General features: G+C 44.8%; 18 protein-coding genes and 1 tRNA gene. 13 read left to right on the forward strand and 6 right to left on the reverse strand.

Annotated elements, in window-relative coordinates:
* Positions 1 to 5 precede the first annotated feature (5 nt).
* From HQ865_RS05720 to HQ865_RS05745, 6 genes are all read left to right on the forward strand, one after another.
* Positions 6 to 566, forward strand: coding sequence for a UbiX family flavin prenyltransferase (locus tag HQ865_RS05720; protein WP_173413966.1), 561 nt, complete (start codon positions 6 to 8; stop codon positions 564 to 566).
* Positions 567 to 636: 70 nt separating this feature from the next.
* Positions 637 to 2,034: a tetratricopeptide repeat protein gene (locus tag HQ865_RS05725; protein WP_173413967.1), complete on the forward strand. Its 1,398-nt coding sequence runs from the start codon at positions 637 to 639 to the stop codon at positions 2,032 to 2,034.
* Between the two features lie 128 nt (positions 2,035 to 2,162).
* A complete protein-coding gene (gene mtaB, locus HQ865_RS05730) occupies positions 2,163 to 3,482 on the forward strand; it encodes a tRNA (N(6)-L-threonylcarbamoyladenosine(37)-C(2))-methylthiotransferase MtaB (RefSeq protein ID WP_173413968.1) in 1,320 nt (439 codons plus the stop codon).
* Between the two features lie 29 nt (positions 3,483 to 3,511).
* Positions 3,512 to 4,681, forward strand: a complete 1,170-nt coding sequence (locus HQ865_RS05735) for a prolipoprotein diacylglyceryl transferase (protein ID WP_173413969.1) — start codon at positions 3,512 to 3,514, stop codon at positions 4,679 to 4,681.
* The gene (locus HQ865_RS05740; protein ID WP_173413970.1) at positions 4,681 to 5,169 is read left to right on the forward strand and encodes a GtrA family protein; all 489 of its coding nucleotides are present in this window, start codon (positions 4,681 to 4,683) and stop codon (positions 5,167 to 5,169) included. The genes HQ865_RS05735 and HQ865_RS05740 overlap by 1 nt, the downstream gene beginning before the upstream one ends.
* Positions 5,129 to 5,914, forward strand: coding sequence for an inositol monophosphatase family protein (locus HQ865_RS05745; RefSeq protein ID WP_173413971.1), 786 nt, complete (start codon positions 5,129 to 5,131; stop codon positions 5,912 to 5,914). Before HQ865_RS05740 ends, HQ865_RS05745 begins: the two co-directional genes overlap by 41 nt.
* Here the strand turns inward: HQ865_RS05745 and HQ865_RS05750 are convergent.
* Together HQ865_RS05750 and HQ865_RS05755 are read right to left on the reverse strand one after the other, a co-directional pair.
* Positions 5,911 to 6,171, reverse strand: a complete 261-nt coding sequence (locus tag HQ865_RS05750; RefSeq protein WP_173413972.1) for a type II toxin-antitoxin system RelE/ParE family toxin — start codon at positions 6,169 to 6,171, stop codon at positions 5,911 to 5,913. The two genes, HQ865_RS05745 and HQ865_RS05750, sit on opposite strands and share 4 nt — an antisense overlap.
* 36 nt (positions 6,172 to 6,207) lie before the next feature.
* On the reverse strand, positions 6,208 to 6,450 hold the full coding sequence (locus HQ865_RS05755; RefSeq protein WP_173413973.1) for a hypothetical protein: 243 nt from the start codon (positions 6,448 to 6,450) through the stop codon (positions 6,208 to 6,210).
* 121 nt (positions 6,451 to 6,571) lie between these two features.
* On the opposite strand from HQ865_RS05755, the gene HQ865_RS05760 reads away from it, so the two are divergent.
* Both HQ865_RS05760 and HQ865_RS05765 read left to right on the forward strand, forming a co-directional pair.
* Positions 6,572 to 7,354 carry a Fic family protein gene (locus tag HQ865_RS05760; protein WP_173413974.1) on the forward strand — a complete coding sequence of 261 codons (783 nt, stop codon included), beginning with the start codon at positions 6,572 to 6,574 and terminating at the stop codon, positions 7,352 to 7,354.
* Positions 7,355 to 7,420: 66 nt separating this feature from the next.
* The gene (locus HQ865_RS05765; protein ID WP_173413975.1) at positions 7,421 to 7,699 is read left to right on the forward strand and encodes a hypothetical protein; all 279 of its coding nucleotides are present in this window, start codon (positions 7,421 to 7,423) and stop codon (positions 7,697 to 7,699) included.
* Positions 7,700 to 7,865: 166 nt separating this feature from the next.
* Here the strand turns inward: HQ865_RS05765 and atpC are convergent, their stop codons facing one another.
* Entirely contained in the window at positions 7,866 to 8,117 is a 252-nt protein-coding gene (gene atpC / locus HQ865_RS05770; protein WP_173413976.1) for an ATP synthase F1 subunit epsilon, read from the reverse strand.
* Between the two features lie 139 nt (positions 8,118 to 8,256).
* Complete coding sequence (atpD, locus tag HQ865_RS05775; protein WP_173413977.1) at positions 8,257 to 9,762, reverse strand: F0F1 ATP synthase subunit beta; 1,506 nt, start codon at positions 9,760 to 9,762, stop codon at positions 8,257 to 8,259.
* A 269-nt stretch (positions 9,763 to 10,031) separates the two neighbouring features.
* On the opposite strand from atpD, the gene HQ865_RS05780 reads away from it, so the two are divergent.
* Positions 10,032 to 11,096: a TPM domain-containing protein gene (locus HQ865_RS05780; RefSeq protein ID WP_173413978.1), complete on the forward strand. Its 1,065-nt coding sequence runs from the start codon at positions 10,032 to 10,034 to the stop codon at positions 11,094 to 11,096.
* Positions 11,097 to 11,393: 297 nt separating this feature from the next.
* Here HQ865_RS05780 and HQ865_RS05785 read toward each other — a convergent pair whose 3' ends face one another.
* A complete protein-coding gene (locus HQ865_RS05785) occupies positions 11,394 to 12,377 on the reverse strand; it encodes an NAD(P)H-quinone oxidoreductase (RefSeq protein ID WP_173413979.1) in 984 nt (327 codons plus the stop codon).
* A 35-nt stretch (positions 12,378 to 12,412) separates the two neighbouring features.
* A complete protein-coding gene (locus HQ865_RS05790; RefSeq protein WP_173413980.1) occupies positions 12,413 to 13,093 on the reverse strand; it encodes a hypothetical protein in 681 nt (226 codons plus the stop codon).
* Between the two features lie 88 nt (positions 13,094 to 13,181).
* Between HQ865_RS05790 and HQ865_RS05795 the strand changes: the two genes are divergently transcribed.
* The 4 genes from HQ865_RS05795 to obgE all read left to right on the forward strand — a co-directional run bounded on the left by HQ865_RS05795 (position 13,182) and on the right by obgE (position 15,599).
* Positions 13,182 to 13,643 (forward strand): redoxin domain-containing protein, encoded by a 462-nt coding sequence (locus tag HQ865_RS05795; RefSeq protein ID WP_173413981.1) that lies wholly within the window; start codon positions 13,182 to 13,184, stop codon positions 13,641 to 13,643.
* Positions 13,644 to 13,750: 107 nt separating this feature from the next.
* Positions 13,751 to 13,824, forward strand: a tRNA-Arg gene (locus HQ865_RS05800).
* A gap of 55 nt (positions 13,825 to 13,879) precedes the next feature.
* On the forward strand, positions 13,880 to 14,452 hold the full coding sequence (locus tag HQ865_RS05805) for an adenylate kinase (protein WP_173413982.1): 573 nt from the start codon (positions 13,880 to 13,882) through the stop codon (positions 14,450 to 14,452).
* Positions 14,453 to 14,561: 109 nt separating this feature from the next.
* Entirely contained in the window at positions 14,562 to 15,599 is a 1,038-nt protein-coding gene (gene obgE / locus HQ865_RS05810) for a GTPase ObgE (RefSeq protein WP_173413983.1), read from the forward strand.
* Positions 15,600 to 15,655: the final 56 nt, after the last annotated feature.

Below are 15,655 nucleotides of genomic sequence, written 5' to 3' on the forward strand. Positions count from 1 at the left end.
ATATTATGGGGAAAAAGATCATTATTGCCATTACAGGGGCCAGCGGGGCCATTTATGCCAAATTATTGCTCGATAAGTTGCAGCAGCTGGATACACAAATTACCGAAGTTGGTGTAGTGATGAGCGATAATGCCCGCCAGGTTTGGCAGCTGGAATTGGGTAATGAAGGTTATAAAAATTATTCCTTTAAGTTTTATGATAAGGCGGATTTTATGGCGCCTTTCGCCTCAGGATCGGCAAAGTTTGATACCATGGTGATCGTACCCTGCAGTATGGGGACGCTTGGTCGTATTGCCGGCGGCATATCAAATGATTTGACCACCCGCGCTGCCGATGTGATATTAAAAGAACGCCGCAAACTGATACTTGTAGCCCGCGATATGCCTTTCAGTTTGATCCACATCCGCAATATGGAAACCATTACGCTGGCCGGCGGCATTATTTGCCCGGCTGTTCCATCTTTTTATAGCAACCCGCAAACTGTGGAGGATGTAGCTATGACCGTGGTGAACCGGGTTATAGATTTAATGGGACTGGAGAACGAAAGCTACAGGTGGAGCGAATAGTTTTTACCACATGAATTGCTTATTAATATAATTCGTAAATTATTACTACATTCGGTTGATTTTCAACCGCATGACCCGATCCCTTAAATTAGCTATTGTATTCTTCCTGGCACTTACTGTGCAAGCCTGCCGGCAAAGCATCGGTGTTGGCGGGGATAAATATCATACTACACCTAACGCCGACAGTTTACTGATCAAATCGCTGATTGCCAAGGGACAAAAACTGCGGAATGGTGTTGTAGATTCTTTACCGGCCGTGGCCTGGGAATTAGAGAGCGTGAGTAAATTCCGCGATAATAAGAACGGGATAGTTCAGGCCGGCATACTTAAAGCATATTACTACTGGCTAACCGCCGATTATGCTACCGCCATGAAGGTTACGCTTGAGGCCCTGGATAACGCCCAGAAATGGAAACTTACCGAACCTGTGCCGGAGCTATATTCCATTATGGCCAACATCCATAAGGAAAACACCAATTACGATGCCGCTTTTAAGGATTGCATCAACGGGCTTAAAATAGCAAGGTTAAATAAAGATACTTCGTGGACGATCTCATTATTGGGCTTGCATGCCATGTTTACCCACGGCTATTACCGTAAAACCCATCAGCCGCAAAACGATCATACCAGTTTGAAAATGCAATTTGAAGCGTTGAAAATGGCCGAATCGCAGCCGAAGTATGAAAAGATGCGCATCCGTTTTTACAACAACATTGGGCAGGCTTATAAAGAATTGGGTAAATACGACAGCGCCCTTGTTTACGCGCGGAAAGCAGTTGTGCTGGCTAATAAATATAATCAGCCCCGCTCGCTTACTTACTCGTATAACTGGCTGGGCGAGGCTTATTACTATATGGGGCAGCATGAAAAGGGGGTAGCCTTTATGGATAGCGCCATCACCTTGTCGCGCAAGGCCAATCTGCCTTACCGGCAGATGGAAATTTATGAAGCCATGCACTGGTGCTACCTTTATACAAAAAATTACGAACCTGCTATCGCGGCGCTAAAACGATCGGTAGAAATGCACGACTCGTTACAAATAGCCAGTAATGAAAAGCAAATAGCCGAGTTGCAGCTGAAGTATAATATAAAAAATAAGGATAAGCAAATCGCTTCGTTATGGGCTACTAATAAGGACACTAACCGCAAGGCCCTTTGGATATTGATAGGATTGTTAGTGTTTGTGCTTTTTACAGGTATAATACTTTACCAATACCGCGTTATCAAGCATAATAATAAACTAATGCAGGTAAACAACGCTAAATTGAACGATGCGTTGCTACGCATAGCTCATATTCAATCGCACCAGGTACGTCAGCCGCTTGCATCAATTATGGGTTTAATTAACGTGATAAAAGCCAATAATTACAAAGCCAGCAAGGAGGTACTGCAAAATATGGATACCGTAGCTAACGAACTTGATGAGCGTATCCGCGCCGTAATAAAGGAAGCGGAGAAGGGGGATTAGAGGTTAGTGGATGGAGATTAGTTGATTAGAGATTAGTTGCCTTACGGTTATCAATCGTCAGCCTAATGCAAAAACCACTAATCAACTACTTAACTAATCACTAAATTCCCTACCTTTGCAGCCTTAAAATGAATAAGAAGGTAGCATTTTATACATTAGGCTGTAAGCTGAATTACTCGGAGACATCCAGTATAGGCCGCCTGTTTAACCAGGCCGGTTATGATACGGTTGACTTTACCGATACACCCGATGTATATGTGATCAACACTTGTTCGGTTACCGATAATGCTGATAAAAAGTGCAAAAAGGTAGTTAAAGAGGCCTTGAAGGTGTCGCCAAACGCCTATGTTACCATTGTTGGCTGCTATGCGCAACTGAAACCAAAGGAAATATCCGAGATACCGGGTGTGGATATGGTTTTAGGCGCCGCCGAAAAATTCCAGATCATCGATCATATCACTGATCTTACCAAAAAGCCCAAGGCGGTTGTTTACAACCAGCCGGTAAGTGAGGCTAATCAGTTTGTATCCGCTTATTCATTTGGCGACCGTACCCGCACTTTTCTTAAAGTACAGGATGGTTGCGATTACTCATGTACCTTTTGTACCATCCCGCTGGCCCGTGGCTCAAGCAGGAGCGATACCATCGAGAATGCGGTTGAGCAGGCCAGGCAAATAGCGGCTTCAGGCGTTAAGGAAATTGTTTTGACTGGCGTTAACCTGGGCGATTTCGGCATCCGCGATGGTGAACGCAAAGATAAATTTGTGGACCTGGTGAAAGCGCTGGATAAGGTAGAAGGTATCGACCGCATCCGCATCTCATCTATTGAGCCAAACCTGCTAACCGACGAGATCATTGAATTTGTAGCGCAATCAAAACGTTTTGTGCCGCATTTCCATATTCCGCTGCAAAGTGGTAATAATAAGATCTTAGGTTTGATGCGGCGCCGCTACCGCCGCGAATTGTATACCGACAGGGTGGCTAAAATAAAGCAGTTGATGCCCGATTGCTGTATCGGGGTGGATGTGATCGTCGGCTTCCCTGGCGAAACCCGCGAGGATTTTGTGGATACCTACAACTTCCTGAATGATCTTGATATATCATACCTGCACGTTTTCACCTATAGCGAACGCGAAAATACACCTGCGGCCGAAATGAGCGGCGTAGTGCCAGGCTCTACCCGTGCCGACCGTAGCAAGATGCTGCACATACTGAGCGAAAAGAAACGCCGTGCCTTTTACGAGACCCAATTAGGCCACCAGGCCGAGGTTTTATTTGAGGGTGATATTAAGGATGGCTTTATGCACGGCTTCACCCGCAATTATGTAAAGGTAAAAACCAAATTCGATCCCGTATTGGTAAACGAGGTAAAACAGGTACAATTAACAAATATTTCACCTGATGGTGATGTGGAGATCACAGAAGCCGTGGAAATATTAGTACATTAATTGATATATTCGTTGCAAATTATTTTCTGATGTTTCCAACCCTTTCCAGTTTAATACAATATTTTACCGGGGCCAATATTCAACTTCCGTTTCAAACATTCGGTTTTTTTGTAGCTATAGCTTTTATGGCCGCTTATTGGGCTTTCAGCCAGGAGTTTAAGCGCAAGGAAAAACTGGGGGTGATCCATTCGTTTAGAAAAACAATTACGGTTGGCGAAGCGCCGAAAATGGGCGATATTATCGGCAACGGTATATTCGGTTTTATAATCGGCTACAAATTGGTTGATGCCGCGCTTAACTACCACGCGCTGATAGACGATACCCAGGCATTCATCCTTTCCAGCCGGGGAAACCTGATAGGAGGGATATTATTTGGTGTGGGTTTTGCCTACTGGGCTTATTACGAAGCTAAAAAACAACAATTGCCCGAACCTAAAAAACAAGAAGTAACCGTGCATCCGCACGATCTGATGGGCAGCATTTTACTATGGGCGGCCGTATTTGGCTTTGCGGGGGCTAAGATATTCGACTGCCTGGAGAACTGGGACCGCTTCCTGCAAAACCCTATTGAAAACCTGATCGGCTTTAGCGGACTGACCTTTTACGGCGGTCTGATCTGCGGAGGCGCTGCTGTATTATATGTCGCCAATAAACATGGTATCAAACCTTTAAACATGCTTGATATCGGCGCTCCCGGTATGATGCTGGCTTATGGTGTGGGGCGTATAGGTTGCCAGATGGCCGGCGACGGCGACTGGGGTATCCCTAACCTGCAAGCCAAACCAAGTTGGTTAAGCTGGGCACCCGATTGGATGTGGTCGTTCAATTACCCGCACAATGTGGCCGAAATGGATCCGGATAACCGCATTGCTGGTTGCATTGGTAAATTTTGCTATGCTTTAAAAGAACCTGTATATCCAACCCCTTTTTACGAATGCATTGTTTGCCTGCTGTTGTTTGTATTGATATGGCAGATACGCGATAAGGTTAAATCGCCGGGTGTGCTGTTTGGCATCTATATGATACTTGCAGGCGTGGAACGTTTTTTTGTAGAACTGATCAGGGTGAATACCAAATATCACCTGTTTGGTATACCATTCACCCAGGCCGAAATGATATCGGTGATACTGGTACTGGGCGGCTTAGGCTTAATTTATAATGGCCGCTTACACGATAAAAAGCTACAGGGGGCGGGTTAATGGCCGAATCGTACATTAAGCAGATCTCTAAAAACGAGGTTGTTAGGTTTGTGCTGTCGGCAGGGACAGGTTTTGTGGTCGATATCACTTGCTTCTATTTGTTCTATCATAATATTTTCGAGCAGAAGTATTACCGCGTACTGGGCATGAACCTGCGCAACTTTACGGTATCGCTGGCCGTATCCTTCTTCCTTGGTGTGCTGGTCAATTTCCTGATGACCCGCTATATCGTTTTTACCCAATCGAAGACCAGTTTCAGTAAGCAATTTTTCAGGTTTACGGCGGTGGCTATTATCGGTTTTTTTGCAAACCAGGCTTTGTTAGAGTTGTTTGTTAACAAGATGAACTTTTACCCGCCGGTAGCAAGGCCGGTAGCGGCGTTAAGCTTGTTCTTCGCCAGTTTTTTTATACACAAGGCATTTTCATTCAGTTTATCATTACGTCATCATGCTGCAACAGATACTTCCGCAAGTAGTAGAAATAGCTAAAAAAGCCGGTGCCTTTATCCGTGAGGAGCGCGCCAAATTCAATCCGGATAAGATAGAATACAAGGGCCTGAACGACATGGTATCCTATGTAGATAAAACCGCCGAGCAGATCATCGTATCCGAACTGGAAAAACTGCTGCCCCAGGCCGGTTTCATTACCGAAGAGAAGACCAAAACCATTGTTGCCGAGCAATACAACTGGATCATCGACCCGCTGGATGGGACCACCAACTTCATCCATGGCTTGCCCTGTTTCTCGGTAAGTATAGCCCTTAAAGAATACGACGAACTGGTTTTAGGCGTGGTATACGAAGTAAATCTTGACGAATGCTTCTACGCCTGCAAAGGCCAGCCTGCTTACCTGAACGGCAAAGAGATACACGTAAGCAATAAACCCAAAGTTGCCGATAGTCTTATCGCTACCGGCTTCCCTTATTACGATTTCAGCAAGCAAGCGGCCTACATTAGTCTGTTTACCGAATTAATGAAAAGCTGCCACGGCCTGCGCCGTATAGGTTCGGCAGCGGTAGACCTGGTATACACCGCCTGCGGCCGTTTCGAGGCTTTCTATGAGTATAACCTTAATCCATGGGATATAGCGGCCGGCGTGGTCATCGTACGCCAGGCTGGAGGCGAGGTAGTGAACTACAAAGGTGGCGATGAGGTGATGGAAGCCCGGGAATTATTGGCTACTAATGGCAAGATAACAGGTGAGATGTTGGAGATAGTGCAGAAATATTTTTAAGAATTTCTTTTATATTTCTTTCTCGGGCTTCTGCTGGTATGAAATACTGCGTAAACCACAATATCGTTTTGAATGATTCTGAATAAGACTACGTAAGGAAATCTTTTTAAATTGATCTGTCGGTATTCATCTTTTACTTTTGCATATACTGTCGGCCAAGCTTCAATTTTGTCGATACAACCGTACAGTTCTTTTAGAAAAATCTCGCCAACACCAGCTTGTTCCTTTTCATACCAATCATAAGCTTCCTGTGCCATTTTAATGGCCCTGGGTTTTAGGATTAACCTGTACATTTAAAACGAACGTAATCCTCTTATTATTTGATCGGCCTCTTCCCTGGTATACGATTTGCTTTTGCCGCTTATGTGCAATTCGTGTTCTTTCTCAAGTATTTCAAATTGCTCATCCGTCAAAATAAATTGATCAGTAACATTTTCAATCTCTTTTTCGAGCAGAATATACATAGCGTTAACTTTACTGTCTTCGGCCTCAGCTAAATATGTGATCAGCTTTTCCCTCATGGTTAATGTTGTCATAACTGTCAATCTTTATAATCAAATTTAGATAAAAACAACCAACAAAAAAAGCCCCGCGATTTTCGTAATTGGTGCAATATGAAAAACGGCATTTAAAGTATTAACTTCACCAACGTTTAGTATGGAGGAAATAGCTTTAGAAATATTGCCCGTCGCGCTTTTGGAGACCTATACACAACAGGTCGATAAAACGGTACAAACAGCATTTGAAGAGCTGGAAGACAACCCTTTATCCGCAGGTACGTTCAGTTTTTATACCTCCGTATCAGCTGTGTTTTCATCTAAAATAGAAGGGGAGAATATCGAATTAGATTCGTTCATCAAACACAAAAAGCTGAACGTAAAATTCCTGCCCGACTATACCCAAAAGATAGACGACCTGTACGAAGCCTACCAATTCGCCCAGCAGAATCCATTAACTGCCGGTAACATACAGCCGGCACACAAGCTATTGACCAAACACATCCTGCAGGTAGCCCATCGCGGAAAGATACGCACGATGAATATGTTCGTGATGACACCTGATGGCAAGATAGAATATGTGGCCTGTACACCGGATAAGGTTCAAACCGAAATAGAAAAACTATACCGGGATATCGACAAACTGCTTAGCGCCAAACTCACATTTGAAGAGGCTTTATACTTCGCATCCCTCATACACCTGGTATTTGTAAAGATACACCCGTTTGAAGATGGTAACGGCCGCACAGCCCGCCTGCTGGAAAAATGGTTCCTGGCGCAGAAGTTAGGGGAGAAGGCCTGGTATATGCAATCGGAAAAATACTATTATGACCATCATCAAACGTACTATGCCAATATCAGGCTGATGGGGTTAGAGTATGATGAGTTGGACTACGGGAAGGCAGGGGAGTTTTTGGGGATGTTAGTGGGAGCGATTATATAAAATACGACTATCTAATATTTTTCAACAATCATATTTAGTTAATAGCCTTTTAATAGATTTACATTTATGGGAACATTATTTGATCAACAGCCGCGGAACTATGTAAATGTTAAAACCGATAAGGTTTTGGAATTAATAGACAAAATTAAGAGGATTTCAAAAGATACTAATTTATCAATTGATCAGGTTATAAAAATCTACGAAATTAAAGAATTAGAAAGGAAGAATGATTTATTTGCAATGAATGGAGATATTCACGATGAGCAAATGACGGGGTTTGGGGAGTTGCTAAAAAACGCTATTTCATCTTTGGATGCAATATTTGAAGCTATTGAGAATAAATAAAGTCACCTTAAACCAGATCGGCGGTAAAGCTTTACGCATGGAGTAAAACTTGGACAGAGAGCGGGACAGAAGCTCCCGAAGTAGTACTATCGTTCATTTTTCAAATTAAATAGAAAGCCCCGCAATATTCATCGCAGGGCTCCTCAAAATCTTAAAGAAGATATGCTTACCTATGGGTGATACCCTCGGCCAGTACAATAACTTTGTTGTTAGATGCTTCTACAACGCCGCCATGTATCAGGTAAACATCTTCTGCTTTGCCTGCGCCGCGCACTACCAGTTTACCATCTTCTAAAGTAGAGATGATAGGAGCGTGGTGGTTCAGTATTTCAAATGATCCCATAGTACCCGGCAGGGTGATCGAATTTACTTCGCCTTCGAATACTTTTTTATCGGGAGTTAGGATTTCTAATATCATTTTTTTAATGTGCGTATGTGCAAATATGCAGATATGCAAATGATTTGATTTGCGTACTGCCCGTTTGCATGTTTGATGTGCTTATGTACAAATATGCAGATGTAATTTGCACATCTGCATATCCGCACATTTGCATATTTTAAGCATTCGCTTCAGCTAACAGTTTTTTACCTTTTTCAATAGCGTCTTCAATGTTACCTACAAGGTTGAAGGCTGCTTCAGGGTATTCGTCAACTTCGCCGTCCATGATCATGTTGAAACCTTTAATGGTTTCTTTAATGTCAACCAGTACACCTTTTAAGCCGGTGAACTGCTCGGCCACGTGGAATGGCTGCGAAAGGAAACGTTGTACACGGCGTGCGCGCGATACGGTCAGTTTATCTTCTTCAGATAACTCGTCCATACCAAGGATGGCGATGATATCCTGTAACTCTTTGTAGCGTTGCAGAATTTCTTTTACGCGTTGTGCAGTATTATAGTGCTCATCACCTAAAATAGCAGCGCTAAGGATACGCGAGGTTGAATCCAGTGGATCCACCGCAGGGTAGATACCTAACTCGGCAATTTTACGTGAAAGTACGGTAGTAGCATCTAAGTGGGCGAAGGTTGTGGCCGGCGCAGGGTCGGTCAAGTCATCCGCAGGTACGTAAACGGCTTGTACAGATGTGATCGAACCACGCTTGGTCGAAGTGATACGCTCTTGCATCATACCCATCTCAGTAGCCAGGGTTGGCTGGTAACCTACCGCTGATGGCATACGGCCTAATAACGCCGATACTTCAGAACCTGCCTGGGTGAAACGGAAGATGTTATCGATAAAGAAAAGGATATCGCGGCCTTTGCCTTCAGCGTCACCATCACGGAAGTATTCTGCTAAAGTTAAACCTGACAATGCCACACGTGCACGTGCACCCGGCGGCTCGTTCATCTGGCCGAATACGAAGGTAGCTTTCGAATCCTTCATTTCTTCCACATTTACTTTGCTCAGGTCCCAGCCACCGGCTTCCATCGAGTGCATAAACTCTTCGCCGTATTTAATAATGCCCGATTCCAGCATCTCGCGCAGTAAGTCGTTACCTTCACGGGTACGCTCGCCTACACCGGCAAATACCGATAAACCAGAATATGCTTTCGCGATGTTGTTGATCAGTTCCTGGATCAGTACGGTTTTACCTACACCGGCACCACCAAACAGACCGATTTTACCACCCTTTGCATAAGGCTCTAACAAGTCGATAACCTTGATACCGGTAAACAGTACTTCAGATTCGGTTGAAAGGTCTTCAAAACGTGGAGGTTGGTTATGGATAGGGCGGCCACCAGTTTTGTCAAGGCTAACCAAACCATCAATAGGATCGCCAACCACGTTAAATACACGGCCTTTGATGCTGTCGCCTACAGGCATGGTAATGGCAGCTTCAAGGTCAACTACTGGCATGCCACGCAGTAAACCATCGGTCGAGTCCATCGCTACAGCACGTACACGGTCTTCACCTAAGTGCTGCTGAACTTCAAGAATAATTTTTTGTCCGTTGTCTTTGGTGATCTCCAAAGCGTCAAAGATACGAGGCAGGTGAGCGTCGTCAGCAAAGCTAACGTCAACTACCGGGCCGATGATCTGAGATATTTTTCCAATATTGGGCATAAATAACCTGGTATTTAAAGAATTTGTTAAACTGTTGGCGCCCTGTTTATGGGGTGCTATTTTAGTGGTGCAAAGTTAAATTTTTTATGCGATAAAAAAACACCTGTATTAAAAAATTTTGTATGGAAAAATAATATCGCCCTAAAATTGACACTATTGGCAATTTATTCAGTTATTGGTGTAATTTATAAGGTGCGATGTTTTGTATATCTGCAAAATATTTGCTTATTTCATCATATTATTAAATCATAATAAAAACGGTTTACCCGATGAAAAAAACCTTATTACTTCTATGGGTTTGTATTGCCCAAATTGCAATAGCGCAGATCCCCAAGCCTGAAAAAAATACCTATGTAAATGATTTTGCCGGCGTTTTAACAAAAGCCCAAATAACCGATCTGAACAAAAGCATTTTTGAGATTGAAAAAGCAAAACAAGTGCAATTGGCTATAGTACTGGTAAACAAAGTGCCGGCCGCATATGATATACAGGACTTTGCGGTGCTGATAGGAAAAAAATGGCATGTTGGGACAAATAAAAAGGGGATAGTATATGTTGCCGCTATCGATCAGCATAAACAGCGCATTGAAGTAGCACGAAACCTCGACGATATTTTTACCTCGGCAAAATGTACGGGTATAATGGATTACATGAAGGAATCCTTCCGCGGGAAGGATTACAATGGTGGGTTAGTTATACTGGTAGATCAAATTTCTTCGGCCCTGCAAGTGCAAGCGCCTGCCACGCAGAAAACCCCAACGGCGGTTACCGCGGCAGTAAGCGCGCCGGCAACGCCGGCAAAAGCCGATGACGGTAACCGTGATACCATAGTAGGCTTTTTGTTTGTAGCTGTTGTGGTGATCCTGATACTTTGGTACAGAAGCGTAAGAAACAGGAAGCAGCGGGCCATGCAACAGTTTTATAATAACAGCAATGCCAATAATCAAGGCTATTATAATCCCGGTCAGGCTGCGGGTAACCCCGGGTATGGTAACCCGGGTTATGGCCAGCCAGGCTACCAACAGCCAGATCATACCGTGCGCAACGTAGTTACCGGCGCTGTGCTGGGCGCCGCGGCAGGATATGCCGCGCGTACTATTCAGGATAATATGAACGATCATCACCAGGGTCAAAACCAGGGTAATAGTAATTATAACTCAAACAATATCAGTAGTAACGATGATAGCGGTAATCAGCCGTCAAGCTGGGGTAACTGGGGTGGCGATAGCGGAAGTTCATCCAGCGATTCATCATACGACAGTGGCTTTTCGGACGATTCATCCGATAGTGGTTCGTCTGATAGTTCATCCAGCGGCGCCACATCAGATTGGTAGAAAAACAAAGATCCCCGTTAGTGCTGCCAACGGGGATCTTTGTTTTTACGATATGAGTTTTTGAAATGATCGTCCGCGTTCCATCGGTACCAGCAGCCCCGCTTTCCTTCCAAGTTTTGCTGCCACCCGTACGACTTGTCCGCGCAAAAGCTTTCCGTCCAATCGGGTTTAGGTTGAGCAGCCTGTGCGTGAGGTCTTAAACATAGAGGCACATATTTGTGGCTCTCTTGTGATTTCCGTTATCCCGCGACGAGCTTTGCACATGCGGGGCACAAATATGCGCCTCTACAATTAAAATCATTCAAACTCCAGCACGATCTTCCCGATATGCGCACTGCTCTCCATTAACTCATGCGCTTTGACAGCTTCATCAGCCGCAAATACTTTATAAACAACGGGCTTAATTTCACCTGAAGCAAGCAGGGGCCAGATATGCTCCGCTAACTTTTCCGCAATAGCGCTTTTAAAACCCACATCCCTGTTGCGCAGGGTCGATCCGGTAATTACCAGTCGCTTGCGCATTACCAGCGACAGATCAATCTGAGCATCCTTGCCCTTCATGCTGTTGATCATCACCAGCCGGCCATCATTAGCCAGTATCTGTAGATTATCTGGCGTGTACGGACCGCCTATCATATCTAATATCACATCAACGCCTTTACCATCGGTTAAGCGGGCAACTTCACCCTGAAAGCTTTGTGTATTGTAATTAATGGCTTTAGCAGCGCCCAACTTTTCGCAAAAGGCGCACTTCTCATCGCTGCCAGCTGTTACGTAAACCGTGTTGCCCATAGCTTTCGCCATTTGTATGGCCGCTACGCCAATACCGCTGCTGCCGCCATGCACCAATAAGGTCTCGCCGGGCAGTAACCCGGCGCGGTCGAACACATTACTCCATACCGTAAAAAAGGTTTCGGGTAGAGATGCTGCTTCAGTAAAATTTAAATTAGGTGGCACAGGCAGGCATTGGCCCTCCGGGGCTATACAGTATTCTGCATATCCGCCGCCCACAACTAATGCGCAAACCTTATCTCCCGGCTGCCAGCGGCTAACGTCATCGCCAATGGCTTCAATAATGCCGGCTACTTCCAATCCGGGGATATCTTGTGGTGCGCCGGGAGGTGGTGTATAGTTGCCCTTCCGCTGGGCCACATCGGGGCGATTAATACCGGCGGCATGTACTTTTATCAGCACCTCGCCAGGCGCGGCTGTGGGTTTTGGGTGTTCTCCTATTTGCAGAACTTCAGGGTCGCCGGGTTGGGTAATAATTATTGCCTTCATAAAGTATATAATTAACCTGCCGCCATGCGGATTGTTTATGATCGTGAAAACAAGCGGGCGAAAACACGTTCGGCTAAGTGTCGTGGCCTTTTGGTGAGGATGTAAAGCATATATTTTAGATGCGTGATCTGCTGGCCGATAGCCGCCAGTCCTTTAGCTTTTCGCTCAATGATCAGCAGGCCGTTGTTATCATCGGTCATAAAGGAGATCTTCCAACCGCCTTTGGCCAAAAATGGCATAATGGCATACTTTAAGCCTCGCCCGCAGCATATATCTCCGGTCATGCCGGGGTAGGGCGCTTCGCCAAAATTCCAGAAGTAAGCCGTATCGTGAAATCCTATATAACGTTTTGCTTTATCCGCATGGCGGGCCAGTTCGCGTTCTAATTGTGTAGCGGTATGAAATGTGTCGATAAACAGGAAGTCGGTTTCTTCAATATCGGCTTTTAACACATCTTTTAAAATGAATTTGAAAGTACCGGGAGCCAGGTTCTCCACTGTCGCTATTCCGGGTAGTCTTTTAATATCGTAGCTTATCAATGTAACGGGCTTGCCAGCTAAAAAGGCATACGTTGATGTTGGTTCGCGAACCCCCATTTCAGTAATATGACTGCATTTTTCGGCATACCGGCGCAGATGGGGCAGTAACTCATTAATGTCGCTGGGTGTGGCGCAAAGGCTTTCGTATATTTTAAAAATCTCAGGAGAATTGATCACGCGGCTTTATTTGCAATAAAAGTAACAATAAAGGTGTTCAGTAACAGATTAATTTTTATCCTTGCACTAAATCAATACATGTATCAATATGAGCATTCAGTTAGGCCAGCAAGCGCCAAACTTCACCTTAGTATCCGGCGAGCGTAAGGAAGTTTCCCTTGCCGATTTTAAAGGTAAAAAGGTAGTGATCCACTTTTTCCCATTCGCGTTTACCGGTACTTGTACCACCCAGCTTTGTACCATGCGCGATAATTTTGGCTATTACGATGGCCTAAACGCACAGATATTGGGTATCTCTGTCGACTCGCCTTTTACATTGGCCAAATTTAAGGAGGAATATAATTACCAGTTTCCGCTGCTGTCTGATTTTAACAAGCAGGTATCGCCGGCTTACGATGCCATGTACGAAGAATTTAACTTAGGATTGAAGGGTGTATCTAAAAGGGCGGCCTTTGTAATAGATGAAGATCAGCGTATTATTTACGCCGAAGTGTTGGAATCGGCAAAAGATTTGCCTGATTTTGAAGCTATTGCCGAAAAAGTGAAGTAAATTTCAAAAAATATTTCAACGGATTGCAAAATTATTCTACCTTTGCAGTCCGTTCAAAAAGGGAAATATCCTTAAATAACAACGGTTCTTTTTATATAAAAAGATACGCATTTGTAGCTCAATTGGATAGAGCATCTCACTACGGATGAGAAGGTTTGGGGTTCGAATCCCTACAAGTGCACTCAACATGGGCCTTTCTACCAAAAATAGAAAGGCTTTTAACTTTAACTCAAAGGATGCTGAACTTAGTATTGTTTGGTCCGCCCGGGGCCGGTAAAGGTACTCAATCTCAAAAGCTTATTGAAAAATATGGGTTGATCCACTTGTCGACAGGCGACTTGTTGCGTGGTGAGATCAGCCAGGGTACGGCTTTAGGTTTGGAAGCAAAAAAACTGATGGACGATGGCCTGCTTGTACCGGACGCGGTGGTTATCGGTATGATCAGCAATAAACTGGATGCAAACAAGGATGCCAAAGGTTTTATTTTTGATGGTTTCCCGCGTACGGTAGCACAAGCCGAAGCATTGGATAACCTGCTGGAAAGTAAATCAGACAAAATTTCGGGCATGATTGCCTTAGAGGTTAACGATGATGAGTTAGAGCACCGACTGTTACTACGTGGTAAAGAATCAGGCCGCGCTGATGATGCCAATCCTGAAGTTATCCGTAAACGCATTGTAGAATATAATAACAAAACGGCCCCAGTTGCCGATTTTTATAAAAAACAAAATAAGTTTACCAGCATTAATGGTATAGGTTCCATCAACGAAATATTTGATGGTATAACTAATGTTATTGCAGCGTATTAATAATTAGTCCGAAAGCCGGCAAGTCGGAAAAGTCCGAAAGTAGGAGTAAAGCTTCTCACTTTCGGACTTTTCCGTCTTTCGGACTTTTCTGACTTAAAAAATCAAAACTATGTCTCAAGGTTCAAATTTTGTCGATTACGTAAAGATCTGCTGCCGCTCTGGCCAGGGTGGCGCTGGTTCGGCCCATTTACACCGCGATAAACTTACCGCCAAAGGTGGCCCTGATGGTGGCGATGGCGGTCGCGGTGGCCACGTGATTGTTAAAGGCAATGCCCAGTTATGGACACTGCTGCACCTTAAATTCCGCAAGCACGTAATCGCAGGCCCTGGCGATTCGGGTGGTAGTTCGCTGCGTACCGGTAAAACCGGGCAGGATGAGATATTGGAAGTTCCACTGGGTACCATCGCCAAAAATGCCGAGACGGACGAGATCCTGTTCGAGATCACCAAGGATGGCGAAACACAAATATTAACGCCCGGCGGTCGTGGTGGCTTGGGTAACTGGCATTTTAAATCGCCAACGCAGCAAACCCCGCGCTTTGCCCAACCAGGTGAATCGGGTCAGGAACAGTGGAATATCCTTGAATTGAAATTGCTGGCCGATGTAGGTTTGGTAGGCTTTCCCAACGCGGGTAAATCAACCCTGCTGTCGGTAGTTTCGGCTGCCAAACCAGAAATTGCCGATTACGCGTTCACCACGCTGGTGCCTAACCTTGGCATTGTGGCTTATCGTAACAACCGCTCGTTTGTAATGGCCGATATCCCGGGAATCATCGAGGGGGCATCGCAAGGTAAGGGTTTAGGTATCCGCTTCCTGCGCCATATCGAGCGTAACTCTGTGCTGTTGTTTATGATCCCGGCGGATACCAATCGCACCATTAAAGAAGAGTACGAGATATTGCTGAACGAACTGGAACAATACAATCCCGAACTGATCCATAAACCCCGCGTACTGGCCATCACCAAAGGCGACCTGCTGGATGATGAACTGCAACAGGAAATGAAGGCTGAATTACCTGCCGATATCCCATCGGTATTCATATCATCGGTAGCGCAAAAAGGCATTACCGAGCTGAAAGATATGTTATGGAAGGAGATTAATGTCAGTCCGCAAGTCGGCAAGTCCGAAAGTCCGGAAGAAGAATAAAAAACGAAGAAGCGCGATCGGGAATCGATCGCGCTTCTTCGTTTTTAAACCACCCC

The sequence above is a fragment of the Mucilaginibacter mali genome (assembly GCF_013283875.1).
Taxonomy (GTDB): domain Bacteria; phylum Bacteroidota; class Bacteroidia; order Sphingobacteriales; family Sphingobacteriaceae; genus Mucilaginibacter; species Mucilaginibacter mali.